The 18,853-nt window shown below is 71.5% G+C and carries 16 protein-coding genes; 1 reads left to right on the top strand and 15 read right to left on the bottom strand.

What is annotated here, in order from left to right; all coding sequences use genetic code 11:
* Positions 1-24: 24 nt before the first annotated feature.
* The 13 genes from KQY30_RS07330 to KQY30_RS07275 all read right to left on the bottom strand — a co-directional run bounded on the left by KQY30_RS07330 (position 25) and on the right by KQY30_RS07275 (position 13,025).
* Positions 25-981 (bottom strand): ABC transporter permease, encoded by a 957-nt coding sequence (locus KQY30_RS07330; protein ID WP_217306140.1) that lies wholly within the window; start codon positions 979-981, stop codon positions 25-27.
* Complete coding sequence (locus tag KQY30_RS07325) at positions 968-1,759, bottom strand: ABC transporter ATP-binding protein (RefSeq protein WP_217306139.1); 792 nt, start codon at positions 1,757-1,759, stop codon at positions 968-970. Before KQY30_RS07325 ends, KQY30_RS07330 begins: the two co-directional genes overlap by 14 nt.
* A 99-nt stretch (positions 1,760-1,858) precedes the next feature.
* Positions 1,859-2,980, bottom strand: coding sequence for an aliphatic sulfonate ABC transporter substrate-binding protein (locus KQY30_RS07320; RefSeq protein WP_217306138.1), 1,122 nt, complete (start codon positions 2,978-2,980; stop codon positions 1,859-1,861).
* Positions 2,981-3,250: 270 nt separating this feature from the next.
* Positions 3,251-4,726 (bottom strand): sulfate adenylyltransferase subunit 1, encoded by a 1,476-nt coding sequence (locus KQY30_RS07315; RefSeq protein WP_254407000.1) that lies wholly within the window; start codon positions 4,724-4,726, stop codon positions 3,251-3,253.
* Positions 4,727-4,728: 2 nt separating this feature from the next.
* Positions 4,729-5,664 carry a sulfate adenylyltransferase subunit CysD gene (gene cysD, locus KQY30_RS07310; RefSeq protein ID WP_217306137.1) on the bottom strand — a complete coding sequence of 312 codons (936 nt, stop codon included), beginning with the start codon at positions 5,662-5,664 and terminating at the stop codon, positions 4,729-4,731.
* The gene (cysC, locus tag KQY30_RS07305; RefSeq protein ID WP_217310826.1) at positions 5,661-6,206 is read right to left on the bottom strand and encodes an adenylyl-sulfate kinase; all 546 of its coding nucleotides are present in this window, start codon (positions 6,204-6,206) and stop codon (positions 5,661-5,663) included. Before cysC ends, cysD begins: the two co-directional genes overlap by 4 nt.
* 29 nt (positions 6,207-6,235) lie before the next feature.
* The gene (locus KQY30_RS07300; protein WP_217306136.1) at positions 6,236-6,955 is read right to left on the bottom strand and encodes a phosphoadenylyl-sulfate reductase; all 720 of its coding nucleotides are present in this window, start codon (positions 6,953-6,955) and stop codon (positions 6,236-6,238) included.
* The gene (locus KQY30_RS07295) at positions 6,952-7,128 is read right to left on the bottom strand and encodes a hypothetical protein (protein WP_217306135.1); all 177 of its coding nucleotides are present in this window, start codon (positions 7,126-7,128) and stop codon (positions 6,952-6,954) included. Before KQY30_RS07295 ends, KQY30_RS07300 begins: the two co-directional genes overlap by 4 nt.
* 40 nt (positions 7,129-7,168) lie before the next feature.
* Positions 7,169-8,866: a nitrite/sulfite reductase gene (locus KQY30_RS07290; protein ID WP_217310825.1), complete on the bottom strand. Its 1,698-nt coding sequence runs from the start codon at positions 8,864-8,866 to the stop codon at positions 7,169-7,171.
* 139 nt (positions 8,867-9,005) lie between these two features.
* The gene (locus KQY30_RS37370; protein ID WP_332836347.1) at positions 9,006-9,089 is read right to left on the bottom strand and encodes a putative leader peptide; all 84 of its coding nucleotides are present in this window, start codon (positions 9,087-9,089) and stop codon (positions 9,006-9,008) included.
* A gap of 134 nt (positions 9,090-9,223) precedes the next feature.
* Entirely contained in the window at positions 9,224-9,790 is a 567-nt protein-coding gene (locus KQY30_RS07285; protein WP_217306134.1) for a GNAT family N-acetyltransferase, read from the bottom strand.
* A gap of 58 nt (positions 9,791-9,848) precedes the next feature.
* The gene (locus KQY30_RS07280) at positions 9,849-11,105 is read right to left on the bottom strand and encodes a helix-turn-helix domain-containing protein (protein ID WP_254407547.1); all 1,257 of its coding nucleotides are present in this window, start codon (positions 11,103-11,105) and stop codon (positions 9,849-9,851) included.
* Positions 11,106-11,363: 258 nt separating this feature from the next.
* Positions 11,364-13,025, bottom strand: a complete 1,662-nt coding sequence (locus tag KQY30_RS07275) for an acyl-CoA dehydrogenase family protein (RefSeq protein WP_217306132.1) — start codon at positions 13,023-13,025, stop codon at positions 11,364-11,366.
* 17 nt (positions 13,026-13,042) lie between these two features.
* Between KQY30_RS07275 and KQY30_RS07270 the strand changes: the two genes are divergently transcribed.
* The gene (locus KQY30_RS07270; RefSeq protein WP_217306131.1) at positions 13,043-14,227 is read left to right on the top strand and encodes a YihY/virulence factor BrkB family protein; all 1,185 of its coding nucleotides are present in this window, start codon (positions 13,043-13,045) and stop codon (positions 14,225-14,227) included.
* 39 nt (positions 14,228-14,266) lie between these two features.
* Here KQY30_RS07270 and KQY30_RS07265 read toward each other — a convergent pair whose 3' ends face one another.
* Positions 14,267-17,770 (bottom strand): SAV_2336 N-terminal domain-related protein, encoded by a 3,504-nt coding sequence (locus tag KQY30_RS07265; RefSeq protein WP_302185304.1) that lies wholly within the window; start codon positions 17,768-17,770, stop codon positions 14,267-14,269.
* Positions 17,760-18,818, bottom strand: coding sequence for a MoxR family ATPase (locus tag KQY30_RS07260; RefSeq protein ID WP_217306129.1), 1,059 nt, complete (start codon positions 18,816-18,818; stop codon positions 17,760-17,762). The genes KQY30_RS07265 and KQY30_RS07260 overlap by 11 nt, the downstream gene beginning before the upstream one ends.
* Between the last annotated feature and the right edge of the window lie 35 nt (positions 18,819-18,853).

Raw genomic sequence — 18,853 nt, 5'->3', positions numbered from 1 at the left:
GGAATCAGCTCTTCACCACGGCGATCAGCTCCTCACCAGGAGACCGCGGCCGCGCAGCACCCGCCGCTCCAGCGGGCTGAAGATCAGCAGATCGATCGCGATACCGACGATCAGGATGAGGAAGATGGCGAGGAACACCATGGGCATGCTGCCGACCGTACGGCCGTTCTCCAGCAACTGCCCCAGCCCCACGCCCAGATCGGGCGAGGACGCGATGATCTCCGCGGCCATCAGCGATCGCCACGAGAACGCCCAGCCCTGCTTCAGCCCCGCCAGATAGCCGGGCAGCGCGGCGGGCATCACGATGTGCCAGGTGCCCCGCAGCCCGGTCGCGCCGAGCGTGCGCCCGGCCCGCAGGAACAGCGGCGGCACCTGATCGACCCCGGAGACCAGCCCGTTGGCGATGGAGGGGACCGCGCCGAGCAGGATCACCGCGTACATCATCGAGTCGTTCAGCCCCAGCCAGATCACCGCCGGCGGCACCCAGGCCACCGAGGGCAGCGACTGGAGCCCGGACAGGATCGGCCCGATGGCCGCGCGGACGAACCGTACCCGGGCGACCAGCAGCCCGAGCGGGGTGCCGATCGCCAGCGCCATCAGGAAGCCCAGCAGACCGCGCGAGACGCTCGTCCAGATATAGCCGAGCAGGGTGCCCTGCGCCCAGGCGTCGGCCACCTCGTCCCACACCGCCGTGGGCGACGGCAGCTTGTAGTCGTCGGTGATCTTCGCCCAGACCAGGACCTGCCACACCACCAGCACCAGCGCGACGGCGACGAAGGGCGGGAGGGCCTTCTGGACCAGGGTCGTGCGCAGCGGAGTACGCCGCGTCTGCACGGTGTCCAGCGCGTCGAGCCCGGCCTCCAGGCCCGCCAGATCGTGGTGCGCCACGGATGCCCCGGGCGTCCCGTCCTCCGGTGCCGGGCCGGCCGTGCTCCCGTCGGGTGCCGCGCCCTTCGATGTCGTCGTCTCAGTTCCGGCCATGGCGGCGGATCTCCCCACGCAGTTCTTCGGTGATCTCGACGGACAGCTCCGCGACCGCGGGGTCCTCGATACGGCGCGGCTGCGGGATGTCCACGCGCCACTCGCGGGCCACCCGGCCGGGCCGCGACGACATCAGGACGACGCGCTCGGCGAGCCGTACCGCCTCCCGTACGTTGTGCGTGACAAAGAGCACCGACAGCTCCGTCTCGCGCCAGATCCGGGTCAGCTCGTCGTGCAGCACATCCCGGGTGATGGCGTCGAGTGCCGCGAACGGCTCATCCATCAGCAGCAGTTGGCTGTCCTGGGCCAGCGCCCTGGCCAGTGCCACCCGCTGCCGCATCCCGCCGGACAGCTCGTGCACCCGCTTGCCGTACGAGCCGTCGAGACGGACGAGACCGAGCAGCCGCTCCGTCTCGGCGCGCCGGTCCTGCTTGGGCACCCCGCGCAGCCGCAGCGCCAGCTCGATGTTCTTGCCGGCGGTCAGCCACGGGAACAGCGCGTGCTCCTGGAACATCAGGGCCGGCCGCCCGCCGGGTGTCGCGATGGACCCGGCGGACGGACGGTCGAGCCCCGCGACCAGATTGAGCAGGGTGGACTTCCCGCACCCCGACGCTCCCAGAAGGGTGACGAACTCGCCGGGGGCGACATCCAGCGTGATGTCGTCGAGGACGAGCTGCTGCCTGGCCGGTGTCACGAAGGACTTCGAGACATGCTCGATACGGGCGGCGTGGTCCACCGCCGGGGTGCTCTCGGCGGCCTTGGTGAGGGTCGTCACCATGGTCGTCACCTCCTGGGAACGGTGCGGGATCGGAGTCGGGATCTGATACGGGACCGGGATCGGATGCTCGACCGGGTACGAAGCCGTACGCGGTCGCGGTTATCCGACGCCGAGACCGGCGTCGGCGACCTCGGGCTGACCGGCGGCCTTGAGCACCTTGTTCAGCGGCCCCAGGTCGTAGATGCCGTTCAGATCGGGCTTCTCCAGCAGACCGGCCTTCACCGCGTGGTCGGCCTCCGCCTGGAGCGTGGCGGCCAGCGGGTCATTGATGATCTGGATCGACTCCCACGCCGGGTCGAGGACCTCGGGCGGCAGCGCCTTCCCCGAGAGCGTTTTCAGCGCCTCGTTGGCGGAGGCCTTCGCCTGCGCCTCATTGGCGTTGATCCACTCGTTGGTCTTCACCGAGCCGCGCAGCACGGCCTCGACCACATCCGGGTGCTCGGCGAGGAACTTCTGCGACACGATGATGTTCGTGATCACGAACTTCTTGTCCGGCCACAGGTCGGACTCGTTCAGCAGTTCCTTGGCACCTTCGGCGACCAGCTTGGACGCGGTCGGCTCCGGCACCCACGCGCCGTCGATGGAGCCTGCCTTGTAGGCGTCCGGGGTGATCTTGTTGTCCGTACGGACGACCGACACATCGCCCTTGCCGGACTGCGCGTCGACCTTCCAGCCCTTCTCGGAGATCCAGTTGAGGAACGCCACGTCCTGGGTGTTGCCGAGCTGCGGGGTGGCGATCTTCTTGCCCTTGACGTCGTCCAGGGTCTTGATCTTGGCCGGGTTGACCACCAGCTTCACACCGCCGGAGGCCGAACCGCCGATGATACGGAGGCTCTTGCCGCCGGTCTGGGTGTAGCCGTTGATGGCGGGGGAGGGGCCGATGAAGCCGATGTCGATGCTGCCCGCGTTGAGGGCCTCGATCTCGGAGGGGCCGGCGTTGAAGGTCGCGGGCGCCACCTTCGTACCGCCCAGCTCCTTCTGGAAGATGCCCTCCTGGATACCGACCAGAGCCGTGGCATGGGTCAGGTTCGGGAAGTAGCCGATCTTCACCGTGTCGGCCGAGAGCGCCTTGCCCGAGGCGGCGGGGGCGGCCTCTTCGGAGGACTTGTCGGAGGCGGCTTCCGAACCGTAGCCGCAGGAGGTGAGCGCGACGGTGAGCAACGGCAGTGCGGTCGCGACGGCGGCGAGACGGCGGCGCGCGGTGGTGCGGGAGGCTGGCACGGGAGGGTTTCCTCTCGTTGGCCCGGCGCTCACACCCTTCCGGAATACGGGGGCGCGGCCGGGAAGTCGGCAGGTCTTCGGCGGTGCGGGGGGTTCGGGCGGTGCGGGAGACGGCAGAGGTACGGGTACGGCGGGTGGGGGGTGCGGGCGCGCGAGCGGTGCGCGTACGTCTTCACGCACATCGCGCCACCCCGCCCGTTCCCGCGCCGAGGGCGCCGCTGCCGACGCGGCCGCCCTCCTTCGCGAAGGTCGCGAACACATCCATCACCATCAGAAGTCCCAGCCCTCGTCGTCGGCGGTTCCGGCGGCGGCCGGCGCCGGGGCCGCGTGGGCGAACGCGTCGCCCGCCATGCCGGCGCTCAGCGTCGTACCGTCCGCGGGGTCGATCAGCAGGAAGGATCCGGTACGGCGGGAGTCCGCGTAGGCGTCGAGCGCGAGCGGCTCCGCCGTACGGACCCGGACCCGGCCGATGTCGTTGGCGACCAGCTTCCCGGGGGACGGGTGCTGCGAGAGATCGTCCAGCGTCAGCCGCGAGGGGATGTCCTGGACGATCGCCTTGACCGTACGGGTGGTGTGCTTGAGCAGCACCCGCCGGCCCACGGTCAGCGGCTCGTCGGCGACATGGCAGACGGTCGCCTCCACCTCGCGGGTCGTGGCGGGCGCGGTCGCGCTGGGGGCGATCAGATCGCCGCGCGAGATGTCGAGGTCGTCGGCGAGCCGGAGGGTCACGGACTGCGGCGCCCAGGCGATGTCCACGGCGGTGCCGGGGCCGCTGCCGGTGCCCAGCGCGTCGATGGCCGCGATGGTGCTCGTACGGCCGGACGGCAGCACGGTCACCGGGTCGCCGACACGGAGCACGCCGGAGGCGATCTGGCCCGCGTAGCCGCGGTAGTCCGGGTACGCGGCGGTCTGCGGGCGGATGACGTACTGCACCGGGAAGCGCGCCGGGCGGTTCGCCTGGTCCTGGCCGACCGGGACGGTCTCCAGATGCTCCAGTACGGTCGGGCCGCCGTACCAGTCCATGTGCGCGGACGGCTCCACCACGTTGTCACCGGCGAGCGCGGAGATGGGGATGGCGGTGATCTCCGGGATGCCGAGGTCGGTGGCGTACGCCGTGAACTCCTCGGCGATGGCGGCGAACACGGGCTCCGCGTACGCGGCCAGATCCATCTTGTTGACCGCGAGGACGACATGAGGGACACGCAGCAGCGCGGCCACGGCGGCGTGGCGGCGGGTCTGTTCGACCACACCGTTGCGGGCGTCGACGAGGACGACGGCGAGTTCGGCGGTGGAGGCGCCGGTGACCATGTTCCGGGTGTACTGCACATGGCCGGGGGTGTCGGCGAGGATGAACCGGCGCCGGGGCGTGGCGAAGTAGCGGTAGGCGACATCGATGGTGATGCCCTGCTCGCGCTCGGCGCGCAGCCCGTCGGTGAGGAGTGCCAGGTCGGGGGTGTCCTGGCCGCGGTTGCGGGAGGCGTGCTCGACGGCCTCCAACTGGTCCGCCAGCACGGACTTGGAGTCGTGGAGCAGACGGCCGACCAGGGTGGACTTGCCGTCGTCGACGGAACCGGCGGTGGCGAAGCGCAGGAGCGTGGTCGCGGAGAGCCGCTCGGCGAAACCGTTCTGCGCGGCGGCTCCGGCGGCCGGTGCGGCGGCACCGTACGGCTCGGCGGATCCGTTGCGCGCGGCGGCGGCCTCGGCGGCTCCGGCGGGCGGCCGGGTGGGCCCGGTGGCACTCGTCATGGTTAGAAGTACCCCTCCCGCTTGCGGTCTTCCATCGCGGCCTCGGACAGCTTGTCGTCGGCGCGGGTCGCGCCCCGCTCGGTCAGCCGCGAGGCCGCGATCTCGGCGATCACCGCGTCCAGCGTGGTGGCGTCCGAGTCGACGGCGCCGGTGCAGGACATGTCACCGACCGTGCGGTAGCGCACCTGGCGCCGCTCCACGGTCTCGGCCCCCTTGGGCCCGCCCCACTCGCCTGCGGTCAGCCACATCCCGGAGCGCAGGAAGACGTCGCGCTCGTGCGCGAAGTAGATCTGCGGCAGCTCGATGCCCTCGCGGGCGATGTACTGCCAGACGTCCAGCTCGGTCCAGTTGGAGAGCGGGAAGACCCGGACATGCTCGCCGGGGGCGTGCCGCCCGTTGTAGAGCTGCCACAGCTCGGGCCGCTGGCGGCGCGGGTCCCACTGCGAGAACTCGTCGCGCAGCGAGAAGATCCGCTCCTTCGCGCGCGCCTTCTCCTCGTCGCGCCGCCCGCCGCCGAAGACCGCGTCGAACTTCTCGTCCTGGATCTTCTCGGTGAGCGGGACGGTCTGGAGTGGATTGCGCGTCCCGTCGGGACGTTCCCGCAGCACACCCCGGTCGATGTAGTCCTGTACGGAGGCCACATGGAGCCGCAGCCCATGTGCGGCCACCACACGGTCCCGGTACTCCAGTACCTCGGGGAAGTTGTGTCCTGTGTCCACATGCAGCAGCGAGAACGGCACCGGAGCCGGCGCGAACGCCTTCAGCGCCAGACGCAGCATCACGATCGAGTCCTTACCGCCGGAGAACAGGATCACCGGCCGCTCGAACTCTCCCGCGACCTCGCGGAAGATATGGACCGCCTCGGACTCCAGCGCGTCCAGATGGCTCAGCGCGTACGGGGCGTCCGTGCCCTCGCTGACGGCCGCGACTGTGGTCACGCCAGACCCCTCTCGGTGAGCAGCGCGTGCAGCGCGGCGGCGGACTCCGCCACGGACTGGGCGTGCGAGTCGATCCGCAGATCCGGCGACTCCGGGGCCTCGTACGGGTCGTCGACCCCGGTGAGCCCGGAGATCTCGCCCGCCGCCTGCTTGGCGTACAGCCCCTTCACATCCCGTACGGAGCACACCTCGACCGGAGCCGCCACATGCACCTCCAGATAGCGGGTGTCGCCGGCCTGGTGGCGCTTGCGCACCGCCTCGCGGCTGTCGGCGTACGGCGCGATCACCGGCACCAGCGCCTTGACGCCGTTCGACGCGAGCAGTTCGGCGACAAAGCCGATGCGCCGCACATTGGTGTGCCGGTCCTCGCGGCTGAAACCGAGGCCCGCGGACAGGAACTCCCGGATCTCGTCGCCGTCGAGCACCTCGACCCGGTGGCCCTCGCCGCGCAGCCGGCCGGCCAGTTCGTACGCGATGGTCGTCTTGCCCGCGCTCGGCAGTCCGGTGAGCCAGACCGTGGCGCCCCGCTCCGTCGCGCTCACATGCCCCTCCTGGTCGTCCTGATGGCCCGTCATCCGTGCAGTCCGCATTCGGTCTTGCCGAGCCCGGCCCAGCGGCCGGCGCGCGCGTCCTCGCCCTCCAGCACCCGGCGGGTGCAGGGGGCGCAGCCCACCGACGCGTAGCCGTCCGTCAGCAGCGGGTTGGTGAGGACGCCGTGCTCGGTGACGTACGCGTCCACGTCGTCCTGGGTCCAGCGGGCGATCGGGGAGACCTTGACCTTGCCGCGCCTCGCGTCCCAGCCGACGACCGGGGTGTTCGCCCGGGTCGGGGACTCGTCGCGGCGCAGCCCGGTGGCCCACGCGTCGTATCCGGCCAGGCCCTCTTCGAGGGGCTTGACCTTGCGCAGGGCGCAGCACAGGTCGGGGTCCCGGTCGTGCAGCCGCGGCCCGTACTCGGCGTCCTGCTCGGCGACGCTCTGCCGGGGGGTGAGCGTGATCACCCGTACGTCCATCACGGCGGCCACCGCGTCACGGGTGCCGATGGTCTCGGGGAAGTGGTAGCCGGTGTCGAGGAACACCACATCGACACCGGGCCGCGCGCGCGAGGCGAGATGCGCGACCACCGCGTCCTCCATGGAGGAGGTGACACAGAAACGTTTCCCGAAGGTCTCCGCAGCCCACTGGAGGATCTCCAGGGCCGGGGCGTCCTCCAGCTCACGGCCCGCCCGCTCGGCGAGCGCGGCCAGCGCCCGGGAGCCGTCCGTCTCCGTCGGTGCCGATGCTGTCGTCATGTCTCTTCCCCTCCGTCAGCGCGCCGGAGCCCCCGGGCGAGCAGCCCGAGGAACTTCAACTGGAAGGCCCGGTTGCATGCCGCGCATTCCCAGGCGCCATGGCCCTGCTCGCTGGGACGCAGATCCTCGTCGCCGCAGTAGGGGCAGTAGAAGGGAGCGGCGCGCTCGCTCATGGCGCCTCCGTCCGCAGGCCGTGACCGCCCGTGCGTGCGCTCATGACAGCGCCTCCTCGCTGGCGCGGGCCGCCCAGGTGGCGAAGCGCTCGCCCTCCTCGCGCTCCTTCTGGAAGCGGCCGAGCACCCGCTCGATGTAGTCCGGCAGCTCGTCCGAGGTGACCTTCAGCCCGCGCACCTTGCGGCCGAAGCCCGGCTCCAGGCCCAGCGCGCCGCCCAGGTGCACCTGGAAGCCCTCGACCTGGTTGCCGTCCTTGTCCAGGACGAGCTGGCCCTTGAGTCCGATGTCGGCGACCTGGATCCGGGCGCAGGCGTTCGGGCAGCCGTTCACATTGATGGTGATCGGCTGGTCGAAGTCCGGGATACGGCGCTCCAGTTCGTCGATCAGCGTCGCGCCGCGCAGCTTGGTCTCGACGATCGCCAGCTTGCAGAACTCGATGCCCGTGCACGCCATCGTGCCGCGCCGGAACGGCGACGGCTTGACCCGCAGGTCCAGCGCTTCGAGTCCGGCCACCAGTGAGTCGATCCGGTCCTCGGCCACATCGAGGACGATCATCTTCTGCTCGACGGTCGTACGGAGCCGGCCCGAGCCGTGCGCCTCGGCCAGCTCGGCGATCCTGGTCAGCGTGGCGCCGTCGATCCGGCCGACGCGGGGCGCGAAGCCGACGTAGAAGCGGCCGTCCCGCTGGCGGTGCACCCCGACATGGTCGCGCCACTGCTGTACGGGCTGCTCGGGCGCGGGCCCGTCGGTCAGCTTCCGCTTGAGGTACTCGTCCTCCAGGATCCGGCGGAACTTCTCCGTACCCCAGTCGGCGACCAGGAACTTCAGCCGGGCGCGGGTGCGCAGCCTGCGGTAGCCGTAGTCGCGGAAGACCGAGATGACCCCGGTGTAGACATCGGGGACCTCGTCGATCGGCACCCAGGCCCCGAGCCGCTGCCCGATCTTGGGGTTGGTGGAGAGCCCGCCGCCCACCCACAGATCGAATCCCGGGCCGTGCTCGGGGTGGTTCACCCCGACGAACGCGATGTCGTTGATCTCGTGCGCCACATCGAGCAGCGGCGATCCGGAGACCGCCGACTTGAACTTGCGCGGCAGATTCGAGAAGTCGGGGTTCCCGATGATCCGGCGGTGGATCTCGTCGATCGCCGGGGTGCCGTCGATGATCTCGTCCTCGGCGATCCCGGCGACCGGTGAACCGAGGATGACCCGGGGCGTGTCCCCGCAGGCCTCGGTCGTGGAGAGCCCGACCGCTTCGAGGCGCCGCCAGATCTCCGGCACGTCCTCGATCCTGATCCAGTGGTACTGCACGTTCTGCCGGTCGGTGATGTCGGCCGTCCCGCGCGCGAACTCCTCCGAGATCTGCCCGATCACCCGGAGCTGCTCGGTGGTCAGCCGCCCGCCGTCGATCCGTACCCGCATCATGAAGTACTCGTCGTCCAGCTCCTCCGGCTCCAGGATCGCGGTCTTGCCGCCGTCGATCCCGGGCCTGCGCTGGGTGTACAGCCCCCACCAGCGCATCCGTCCGCGCAGATCATTGGGGTCGATCGAGTGGAAACCGGCCTTGGAGTAGATCGTCTCAATGCGTGTCCGCACATTGAGACCGTCGTCGTCCTTCTTGAACTGCTCGTTGCCGTTGAGCGGAGTGAAGTGCCCGACGGCCCACTGGCCCTCACCGCGGTGACGGCTCACCTTGCGGCGGGGCGTGGCGGGGGACGGCTTTTCCGGGGTGGCGGCCATGGCGGGTACGTCCATTCGAGACATGCAGGAGGGCGGCTCTGAGCCGCACACTCACGCGGTGGGCGCGTCGGTGCGCGGCGGGGCAGGCGGGCCTACGGCAGGGTACGAAGACAAGCGGAAAACGGCGGCGCTGGGACTCTCAGCCCGCCGGACAGATGGCGCTGGACACGCGGCCGAGATCGACGTGCCGCCGACTCACCAAGGCAATTCCAGCTCTCGACATGACGGAAGCGTGTCACGCACATCTCCGGCCAGTCCACCACCTTCCACATCCTGGACGCCACAGTCCCACTTCCCGAGACGATGTGTCTCCTGTCACGGACCGGGCGGGTTTGGCGTACGAGGATCCGCCGGCGGTTACGCGCGGGCGCCGGGCCAGGGGCCCGGGGGAGTGGACTCCGGTTCCTGGGTGAGCCTGGTGTCGAAGAGGGTGAAGCCCCGGCGCCGGTAGTTGGCCAGGGCGTGCGGGCCGTCCTTGGAGCAGGTGTGGAGCCAGACCCGTTTGGTCGGCTCGCGGTCGGGCCACCGTCCGGACAGGTCCCAGGCGCGTGCCGTGCCGTACGAGAGGAGATGGCCGCCGATCCGGCGGCCGCGGAAGGCCGGCAGCAGGCCGAAGTACGCGATCTCGACCGTGGCCTCCGGCTGGGCCGCCAGTTCGATGAAGCCGGCCGGGGTGCCGCGCTCGTACGCGACCCAGGTCTCGGTGCCCGGCCGGGAGAGCAGCTCGTACCACTGCGTATACGAGAGCGGCAGCCGGTCGGTCCAGTGGACGTCCCCGCCGACGGCCGTGTACAGGAACCGGCTGAACTCCGGCGAGGGCACCTCCGCCCGTACGATCCGCACCTCGCCCGGCGGCTCCGCGGCGGGCCGCAGGTCGGCGGGGGAGGTCTGCTCCAGGGACCAGGTGGTCACGGTGACGCTCATCCGGCCAGCGAATCACGCGCCCCCGGAACGCGGGAAGCCGCCCCCTCGCCACCGCGCCTCACGTGCGCGGCGGGCACCGCGCGCTCAGGATCGCCGGGGCCGTCGACCGCGGCAGCAGGTCCGCGGGATCCTCCGGGCCGACCACCGCCACCTCCACTCCCTCGCTGAAGCGGTACGGCCGGTGCGCCAGCACGCCCGAGAGATGGCGCCGCACCCGGGACATCTCGGCTCGTACCGTCACCGTACGCGTGGGGTCGCCGAAGACATCGGCGGCCAGCTCCGCGGCGCTCCGGCCGTTCCTGTGCACCGCCAGCAGATAGAGCAGCTCGGCATGGCGCGGGGTCAGCTCCTGGGTCCAGCTTCCCGCCGATCCGGAGACCGCGATCGACCGGCGCCGGGGGCCGCTCAGATCCAGCACGACCCGGCTCGGCGCGTCCGAGGCCGGCCGGCGCTCCTCGGCCACCCGTACCAGCCAGCCGCCGGGCAGCGGCTCCACCGTGCACAGCCCCAGCGAGGGCAGCAGCACCGGGCCCGCCCCGAAGGACTTCGGCAGCGGCAGCCGGTCCACCGGCGCCATACCGGTGACCGCCGCCGTCCAGCCGTGCGTGTCCACCACCAGGGCACGCGCCCTGCCCAGCCGGCACAGGATCGGCGCCGCCACCGACCGCAGCCGCTCGATGGCCCGGCCGTGCCGCTCCCGCAGCTCGCTCTCCGCGAGCCGGGCGATCGACGTGACCAGCGCCAGCGTCGTCGGATGGAAGCCGGCCGCCGGGCCGCTCACATCCACCACGCCCAGCAGCCGCCCGTCCCGCGGATCGTGCACGGGCGAGGCGGCGCAGGTCCAGGTGTGCAGCGTGTGCGCGAAATGCTCGGCCGAGTGGACCCGCACCGGCCGTCGCACCGCCAGTGCCGTGCCGATGGCGTTGGTGCCCGTGGAGTGCTCGGACCAGGCTGCGCCCTCTTCGAGGCGGATCCCGTTCGACTGGCGCAGCCCGCCCAGGCCGCCCCGCCGCCACAGCACCCGCCCCTCCTCGTCGGTGACCACCATGATCTGGAGCGAGGGCTCGATGATCTCGCTGAGGGAACCGACGAGCGTACGGAGCACCTGGCCCAGCGCCGAGGCGCGTCTGCGGTGCTCCAGCTCGTCCTGCTCCAGCAGCGCGCCACAGTCGTGACGATCCGGATCGGCCCCCAGCTTGAACATCCGCCGCCAGGACGCGTCGATCACCGGCCGCGGCGCCACCGGCGGCCGTTCGCCCGCGAGGACCGCGTCCCGGATCTCATGGAGCAGCCGGGTGGCCTGGGCGCTGTCCATGGCGCTGAGCCTGGCCAGATCGAGCGGCCCGTTCCTCGGCGGTGCGTCACTGAGTGAGTCACTGAGCTGAATGTTTCTCATCGGGCTCCCCAGCCACTTCATCGGGCTCCCCGGCCACCGGTGGCGCCAAATCGGTTCTTCTGCAACGGCTTGCAACTCTGGCGAGTGCCAGACGCGGTACAAGAAAGTGAGTACGAGTCAGAGGTGGTGCCGTGTCGGCGCAGCACCACCTCTGGCTCGCCCGCGCGCCCCGCCCGCTCAGTCGACGGGCCGCGCCCGGTTCACCACCGAGGCCAGGTCAAGGGTGTGGGGCAGGGTGCCGAAAGCCGTACCCCAGTCCCCGCCGAGCCGCGAGGCACAGAACGCGTCCGCCACCTCCGACGGTGCCCAGCGCACCAGCAGCGAACCCTGGAGCACCAGCGCCAGCCGCTCCACCAGCCGCCGGGCGCGCGCCTCGATCCCGGTCAGATCCGCCAGCTCGGTCAGCAGATCCTTGATCGCGCCGTCGAGCCGGTGGTCGGCGCCACGCGCCTTGCCCACCTCCTGGAGAAACGCGTTCAGCGCCTCGGGCTCGCGCTGGAGGGCCCGCAGCACATCCAGCGCCTGCACATTCCCCGAACCCTCCCAGATGGAGTTCAACGGGGATTCGCGCAGCAGCCGGGGCATTCCCGACTCCTCCACATAACCGTTGCCGCCCAGGCACTCCAGGGCCTCACCCGCCACCGGCGTACACCGCTTCGTCACCCAGTACTTGGCGGCGGGCACCGCGAGCCGCAGGAACGCCCTTTCCTCGTCTGCGCCGCCCGCCCCGGCGGCGCCGTCCTGGACCGTGTCGTACGCCGCCGCCAGCCGCAGCGCCAGCGTCGTCGCCGCCTCCGACTCCAGCGCCAGATCGGCCAGTACGTTCCGCATCAGCGGCTTGCCGATCAGCTCACCGCCGAACGCCGAGCGGTACGTGGCGTGATGCACCGCCTGCGCCACCGACTGCCGCATCAGCGCCGCCGATCCCAGCACACAGTCGAGCCGGGTCGCCGCCACCATCTCGATGATGGTGCGCACCCCGCGGCCCTCCTCGCCGACCCGGCGCGCCCAGGTCCCGTCGAACTCGACCTCGGCCGACGCGTTGGACCGGTTCCCCAGCTTGTCCTTGAGCCGCTGGATCAGGAACACATTGCGCGTCCCGTCGGGCAGGACCCGCGGTACGAGGAAACAGGTCAGCCCGCCCGGCGCCTGTGCCAGCACCAGAAAACCGTCACACATCGGCGCCGAACAGAACCACTTGTGCCCGGTGAGCAGATACTCGCCCTCCGCGTCCAGCGGCCGCGCGCCCGTCGTGTTGGCGCGTACGTCACTGCCGCCCTGCTTCTCCGTCATGCCCATCCCGAACAGCGCCCCGGCCTTCTCCGCGGCCGGCCGCAGCCCCGGCTCGTACCGGTGGGAGGTCAGCCTCGGCTCCCACTCGGCCGCGAGCGAGGGCTCGGCGCGCAGCGCGGGCACCGCGGCGTGCGTCATCGACACGGGACAGCCGTTCCCGGCCTCCACCTGCGTCCAGACGAAGAAGCCGGCCGCACGGCGCAGATGGCCCCCGGGCCGGCCCCAGGCGTCGGTCAGCCCCGCCTCCACCGCCCGACCCAGCACCTGGTGCCAGGCCGGATGGAAGTCGACCTCGTCGATCCGGTTGCCGTACCGGTCATGGGTGCGGAGCTTCGGCGGGTACTCATTGGCCTGCGCCCCCCACTCCTGGGCCTCGGCGGATCCGGCGGTGCGGCCGAGGGCCGTCAGCTCCGTACGGATCCCGTCCAGGAGCGCGGGCGCGGCGTGCCGCTCCACCCCCTCCGCAAGGGCCCGGTCGGCACTGAAGACGTCGTACCCCACCAGGGGCGGAACCTGGTTGGTCACTGTGTGGGTGCTCGCTGCCATGCCGATACGGTAAGGAGGTGCAGGCAGCAAAAGAAACACCCGAGCGGCCAGCGGGTCGGCTCCACCGGGCCCGCGTCCTCTACCGCAATGTCTCGAAGCGTCGCATGGCCTGGCTGCTGCTGAAGGACACGGTCAACTCGTGCATCGAATACCGGGTCCTGGGTCTGGCGGCCGAGGCGGCGTTCTTCACGCTGCTCTCGCTGCCGCCCCTGCTGCTGGGTCTGATCGGGCTGCTCGGTTACGTGGACGACTGGACCAGCACCGCCACCGTCGCCTCGATCGAGAAGAACATCCTCGGGGCGGCCAGCACGGTGCTGTCGGACCGGGGGGTCAACCAGATCGCCAAGCCGCTGCTGAAGGACATCACCCACGGCGGCCGGCCCGATGTGATCTCCCTCGGCTTCGCCATCGCCCTCTGGTCGGGCTCCCGGGCGGTCAATGTCTTTGTCGACACCATCACGGTGATGTACGGACTCGACGGCCGGCGCGGCATCGTCGCGACCCGGCTGCTCGCCTTTCTGCTCTTCCTGGTGGCGCTGCTGATCGGCGCGGTGGTGCTGCCGCTGGCGGTGGTCGGCCCCGACCGGGTCGTCGAGATCGTCCCGTGGGGCACGGAGGTCGTGAGCGTTCTCTACTGGCCGGTGGTGATATCGCTCTCCGTCGTCTTTCTGACCACGCTCTACCATGTCTCGGTCCCGGCCAGGTCCCGCCGGTGGATAGAGGATGTGCCGGGCGCGCTGGTGGCGCTGGCGATGTGGGTGCTGGGCAGCTTCCTGCTCCGGATCTATCTGACCAGCACGGTCGAGGGCCCGACCATCTACGGTTCGCTGGCCGCGCCGATCGCCGTGCTGCTCTGGATCGGCGTCTCCGCGTTCGCGGTCCTGGTGGGCGCGGCGGTCAACTCGGCGATCGACCGGGTCTGGCCGTCGGTCGCCACGGCGGCGGCCCGCGCGTCCAACGAACGGCTGCGCGCGGCCCAGGCGGCGGAACTGGTGGCCCTCGCGGCGGCGGCGGATGCCCGGGGCACGGCCGAGGACGACGACGGGTCGGATCCGGGGATGCCGTCCGAGTTCCCGGAGAGATGGTCGAGGTTCCTGCCGCCGGACGACGTGAAGGCGCGGGTGAAGGCGCGGTTGCAGGGGGTACGGGAGAACAGGGACCGGGATCGAGATCGGGACCGGGATCGCGACAAGACGCTGTGAGGGGTGGGGGGTTGGCGGACGGGGTGGTACGGGCAGCCCTCAGCCGTCGCCGGTCCGGAGGCCGTCCAGGAACCGGCGCAGCCAGGAGGGGCGCGGCGCCGGTCCGGCGTACGGGCGGCGAATGACCCGGTACCGGCCGAGGTACGTCGTGCCGTCGGCGCCGTCCGCCTCGTAGGGCTCATAGCCGGACCCTTGGCCGAGGGCGTCGGGCAGGCCGATCAGCAGGGTGAACTCACCGCTGCCGGCGGAGCGGGTGAGGGGCAGCGCGGCCCCCAGCGCGACGGTGCCCGCGTCGGCGGGGCCGGTGTGCAGCAGGACGGACATCGGGACCGCCTGCGAGAAGGAGAGCGAGGACAGCCCGTCCATCAGGACCTCGATGAACGGGCCCTCAAGCCGGCGTAGGACATCGGGGACGGTGTCTCCGGGCCGGGCCCCGATCCGGAGGGCCAGGTCCCGGTCGAAGCCGTCGGTCGCACCGAGGGTCTCCAGACAGGCGTCGCGCAGCGCGGCGAGGACACCCTGCTGGGCCTGCTCCTGGTCCCGGGCCAGGCCGCTGCGGATGACGAGGCGGACGGCGGTGCTCGGGACGGGGCGCTGGGCTTTTGCCGTGTTCCGCACTCTGTCGCGGGCAGCCTTCAGCGACCGCCGCCACGCCCGCAGATATTCGCGCTGCTGGCGCGCCCAGACACCCTCGACGTCGGCCAACGGATGGCCGTACCAGTGGTTCAGGGCTTCTTCGTACAATTCGGCGGCCCGGGAAGGATTGCCCGCTCTCACCGCGTACTCGGCCTTGTAGGCCAGCCGATCGGTGGCGTCGAGATCCAATTCGCTTTCGAGCCGCAGCCAGTAGCGCCCTTCGACCTCTTCGACGGCATGCCCGTCCGCGATCAGGCTGTCGACCGCCTCGATCACCTGTGATATCGACGCACCCCCCAGTGCCTCGCTCAGCGCGGCCACACTTTTCCCCCGTGCGCCGTCCAGCAGCAGTCTGCTGAGGGCAATCCGTGCCTCGGGTGTCGCGGGGAGCCGGTCCTGCCCACCGTGCAGGGCCTTGAGCGGGCCCAACACCCCGTACTCCCACGTGTCCGTCGGAATCCCCGCCAGCAGCGCTTCCGCGCCGCGCCGCCGGTCCTCGGGATTCTTCGCCAGCAGCGCCAGAATCGCCGTCTCCAGCGCGGCCGGCAGCCCGGGTCTCAACTGCCGAAGCGGTACGGGCGCCGAATCGCGGTGGGCGACGAGCGTGCGCCAGGTGTCGTCGTGGTCGAAGGGCGGTGCCCCGGTGGCGAGTTCGTACAGGACACAGCCGAGCGAGTAGAGATCGCTGCGCTGGTCGACGCCGTCGCCGCCGATCTGCTCGGGCGACATGTACTTCGGCGCGCCTCTGGCCGCGGTCATGCGGGACACCTGCGAGGTACGGGTGCTGTCGAGGCCGGTGCGGGCGATGCCGAAGCCGCGGATCTTCACCGTGCCGTCCGCGAGCCGGACGATGTTCGCCGGGGTCAGATAGCGGTGCCAGATGCCCTGGCGATGGGCGTGGGAGAGGGCGTTGAGCACCTGGTGCCCGATATCGGCGATGTCGGGCACGGGCAGCGGGCGGTGCCCCGACTCTGCCATCAGCTCGTCGAGGCTGCTGCCGTTCAGTAGTTCCATCACCAGGTAGAGCGTGGTGTCGTCGGCGACCCCGAAGTCATCGATGGCGGTGATGCCGGGGTGACGCAGTGCGGCGGCGGCCCGGATCTCGCGGAGGTGGAGGGTCTGTGCTCGGGTCGACACCGCCTTGACCTGTGGTCCGCCCGGGTGCAGGAGCTTTACCGCGACCGGGCGGTTGTCCCGCTGGTCGTACGCCCGCCACACCACGCTCTGCTCGCCGCGGCCCAGGATCTCCAGCAGCCGGTACCGCCCGGCGATCAGCGAGTCGTCGTGGGCGGACTCGCTCTCGGGCTCCCGTGCGTTCTCCGGCTCCGGCCCCCGCAGCAGCCGTACGCTCTCCCGGCTCACCAGCGCGAAAGCGTCCCCCGTACCGTTCCCGCTGCCGCCGCCCAGCAGTGCGCGGAACTCGCCCGGCGCCGTGCCCGCGCGTACCTCGATCTCCGCACCGACCCGCTCCAGCAGCCCCACCGTACGAGCCAGTCCGGTACGGGGCAGCGCGCTCAGCAGCAGGTCGCGGACGCCGGGGCGGAAGGCGTACGAACCGGCCGGGCCCGGCACCGCCGTCAGCATCCCGCTCAGCACCACCTCCGCGAGATGCTGCGGCTGCGGACGCGCCTCGACGGCCGCCTGTACGAGCCGCATCACCGGCAAGTGCGGTGTGCCCACGGCGAGATGCGACGCCAGCCGTACCGCCTGCGGCGAGGCGACCGAGCGGAAGCGCAGCACCAGTTCCTCGGCCGGTGCGTCCCCGGGCACCAGACCCTCCCCGCCGCCGGGCGGCTCGGGCCGGGGGCCAGACGGCAACAGGGCCGCCGCTCCCGGGAATTCGCCGCCGCCCGGCGAGGCCACCAGCCCGGCCCAGTGCGCGAGCCACTCGGGCGCCGGTTCGAGCACCGGTACGGGCACGCCCCGCGCCTCCCCGTCGTACGGCCGGAAGCGCAGCGCGCTGTTGGGTGCCCCGGGACCCGGCGTACTGAACAGACCCGGCACCGGCGCCGGGGCGGTGTGCTGCCACATCCGTTCCGGCAGCGGCTGGACCAGGGCGACGGGCAGCCTGCGCGCCCAGTTCCGCAGCGTCCGATACCACCTGCGTCCCGCGGGCCCCTCGCGCCACTGCGGCCCCATCGCGTCACTGATGACCAGCACGGCCGTGCGCCCCGCCGACCACTGCCCGGGCGGTACGGTGCCGTCCGCGCCGAGCCGTACCCACTCGACCGTACGGAAGGCGCCCGTCTGCCCGAACGCCGTGAACAGATCGCGCGCCAGAGGGCGCCACATCGCCATGGTCGGGCCGTCGTCCAGCACCAGCCGCAGATGGAGCCAGCGCTCGGGCGCGGGCCTGAGCACCGGCAGCCACCGGCCGCGCGGGACACCGAGCGCGGCGATGCGGTGGGCGGTGGCCGCCTCGTCCAGCTCCCGCTCGCGCGGCGAGGGCACGGTCCTGCGCAGGGGGCGCAGCGCGCGCTGGAGCGCCAGCGGCCGGGAGATCATCGGGGGAGCGGGGGCGAGTACGGTCGACTCGCCGCCGAGGGGCGCGGGTGGCGGCGCCCAGGGCGGCGGGAACCGGGTTGGTCTGCGCAGTTCCACCCGGTCCGGCGGTGGTGGTGGTGCGGTGGCGGGGACCCGAGCGGTCGGGGGCTCCGGCCGGTTGGACTCCGAAGGAGGCGGCTTGTGCGGCACGGCCTCTGACGGCGCCTCAACTGGTGCCACGACCTCGGGCTCCAGCCCTATCCCTGGCCCCGGTCCTGGCCGCATCCGTGCCGCAAGCCACAGCGCCTCCGCCAGCTCCCGCCCGGTCGGCGGCTCACCACCGGCCGCCGTCAACACCTCCCGGAGCGCGGCCAGTTCAGCGGAGGGCTGATCCCGAGCAGGACGCGGGGCCTCAGAAGTCATCGGCTTCCGGCGCCCGGCTGAGATGGCGCATCAGCCGGTCCGCCAGCTCGTCGCGCGACGCCGCGTCCAGCCCCGAAGTCCTGGTCAGATAAATCGCGTTGAGCAACTGGTCCGTGGCCAGCTCGCCCGCTCTGCCACGGTCCAGGAACTGGCGTACCAACGCATGTGCCTGCTCGTCCAGTTCACCGAGGTGCGCCCGGACGATGGACTCCAGATGCTCCGCCACCGGCTGCTTCAGCTCCAGCGTCACACACCGCCGGAGGAAGGCCGGCGGGAACTCCCGCTCGCCGTTGCTGGTCAGCACCACAAACGGGAAGGCACGGCAGCGCACCCGTCCGCGCTCCAGCGGCACCAGCCGGTCGGAGTCCGCCGTCAGTACCTCGGCGAGCGGGCGTGTCCGTGCGGCACGGACCAGTTCGGGGATCTCGTACTGCCCCTCCTCCAGGACATTCAGCAGATCGTTGGGGAGGTCCAGATCGCTCTTGTCGATCTCGTCGATCAGCAGCGCCCGCGGCCGTTCGTACGGCAGCAGCGCCGTGCCCAGCGGGCCCAGCCGCAGATGATCCTCGATACCGCCGCTGCCGGTACTGCCGCCGCCGGTACCGCTGCCACTGCCGCTATTGCTGCCGCTGCTGCCAGTACCGCCGCCGTCGGGCCCCTGCCCGGCGGCGTAGAGGCGGGAGAGCGGATCGTACTGGTAGAGGCCGTCGCCCAGGGCACTCCGGCTGGTGATGTTCCAGCGCAGCACGGGCCCGAGCCGCAACTCCCTTGCCACGGCATACGCCAGGCTCGACTTCCCGCTGCCCGGCGGACCGGTCACGAGCAGAGGCCGACGCAAGTACAGGGCGGCGTTGACGAGTTGCACGCTCTCGTCCGTCGCGCGGTACGCCCGCGCCCGGTGCACCCGGTCCGGCGAGGGCGCGGTGTCGTCCTGGGGCGGCTCGACGACGGGCCCGCCGTTGAACGCGCGCCAGGGCGGCGGCTCGGGCAACTCGGCCACACCGTCGTGGGGTTCCTCGGCTCCGGTGTAGACCGGCCACAGGGACATTCGGATTCTCCAGGTCTGCGTTCGCGGGCGGCGGC

Origin of the sequence: Streptomyces sp. GMY02, assembly GCF_019056675.1 — a bacterium.
Taxonomy (GTDB): Bacteria; Actinomycetota; Actinomycetes; order Streptomycetales; family Streptomycetaceae; genus Streptomyces; species Streptomyces odonnellii.
This window is presented reverse-complemented; position numbering and strand designations above follow the sequence as displayed.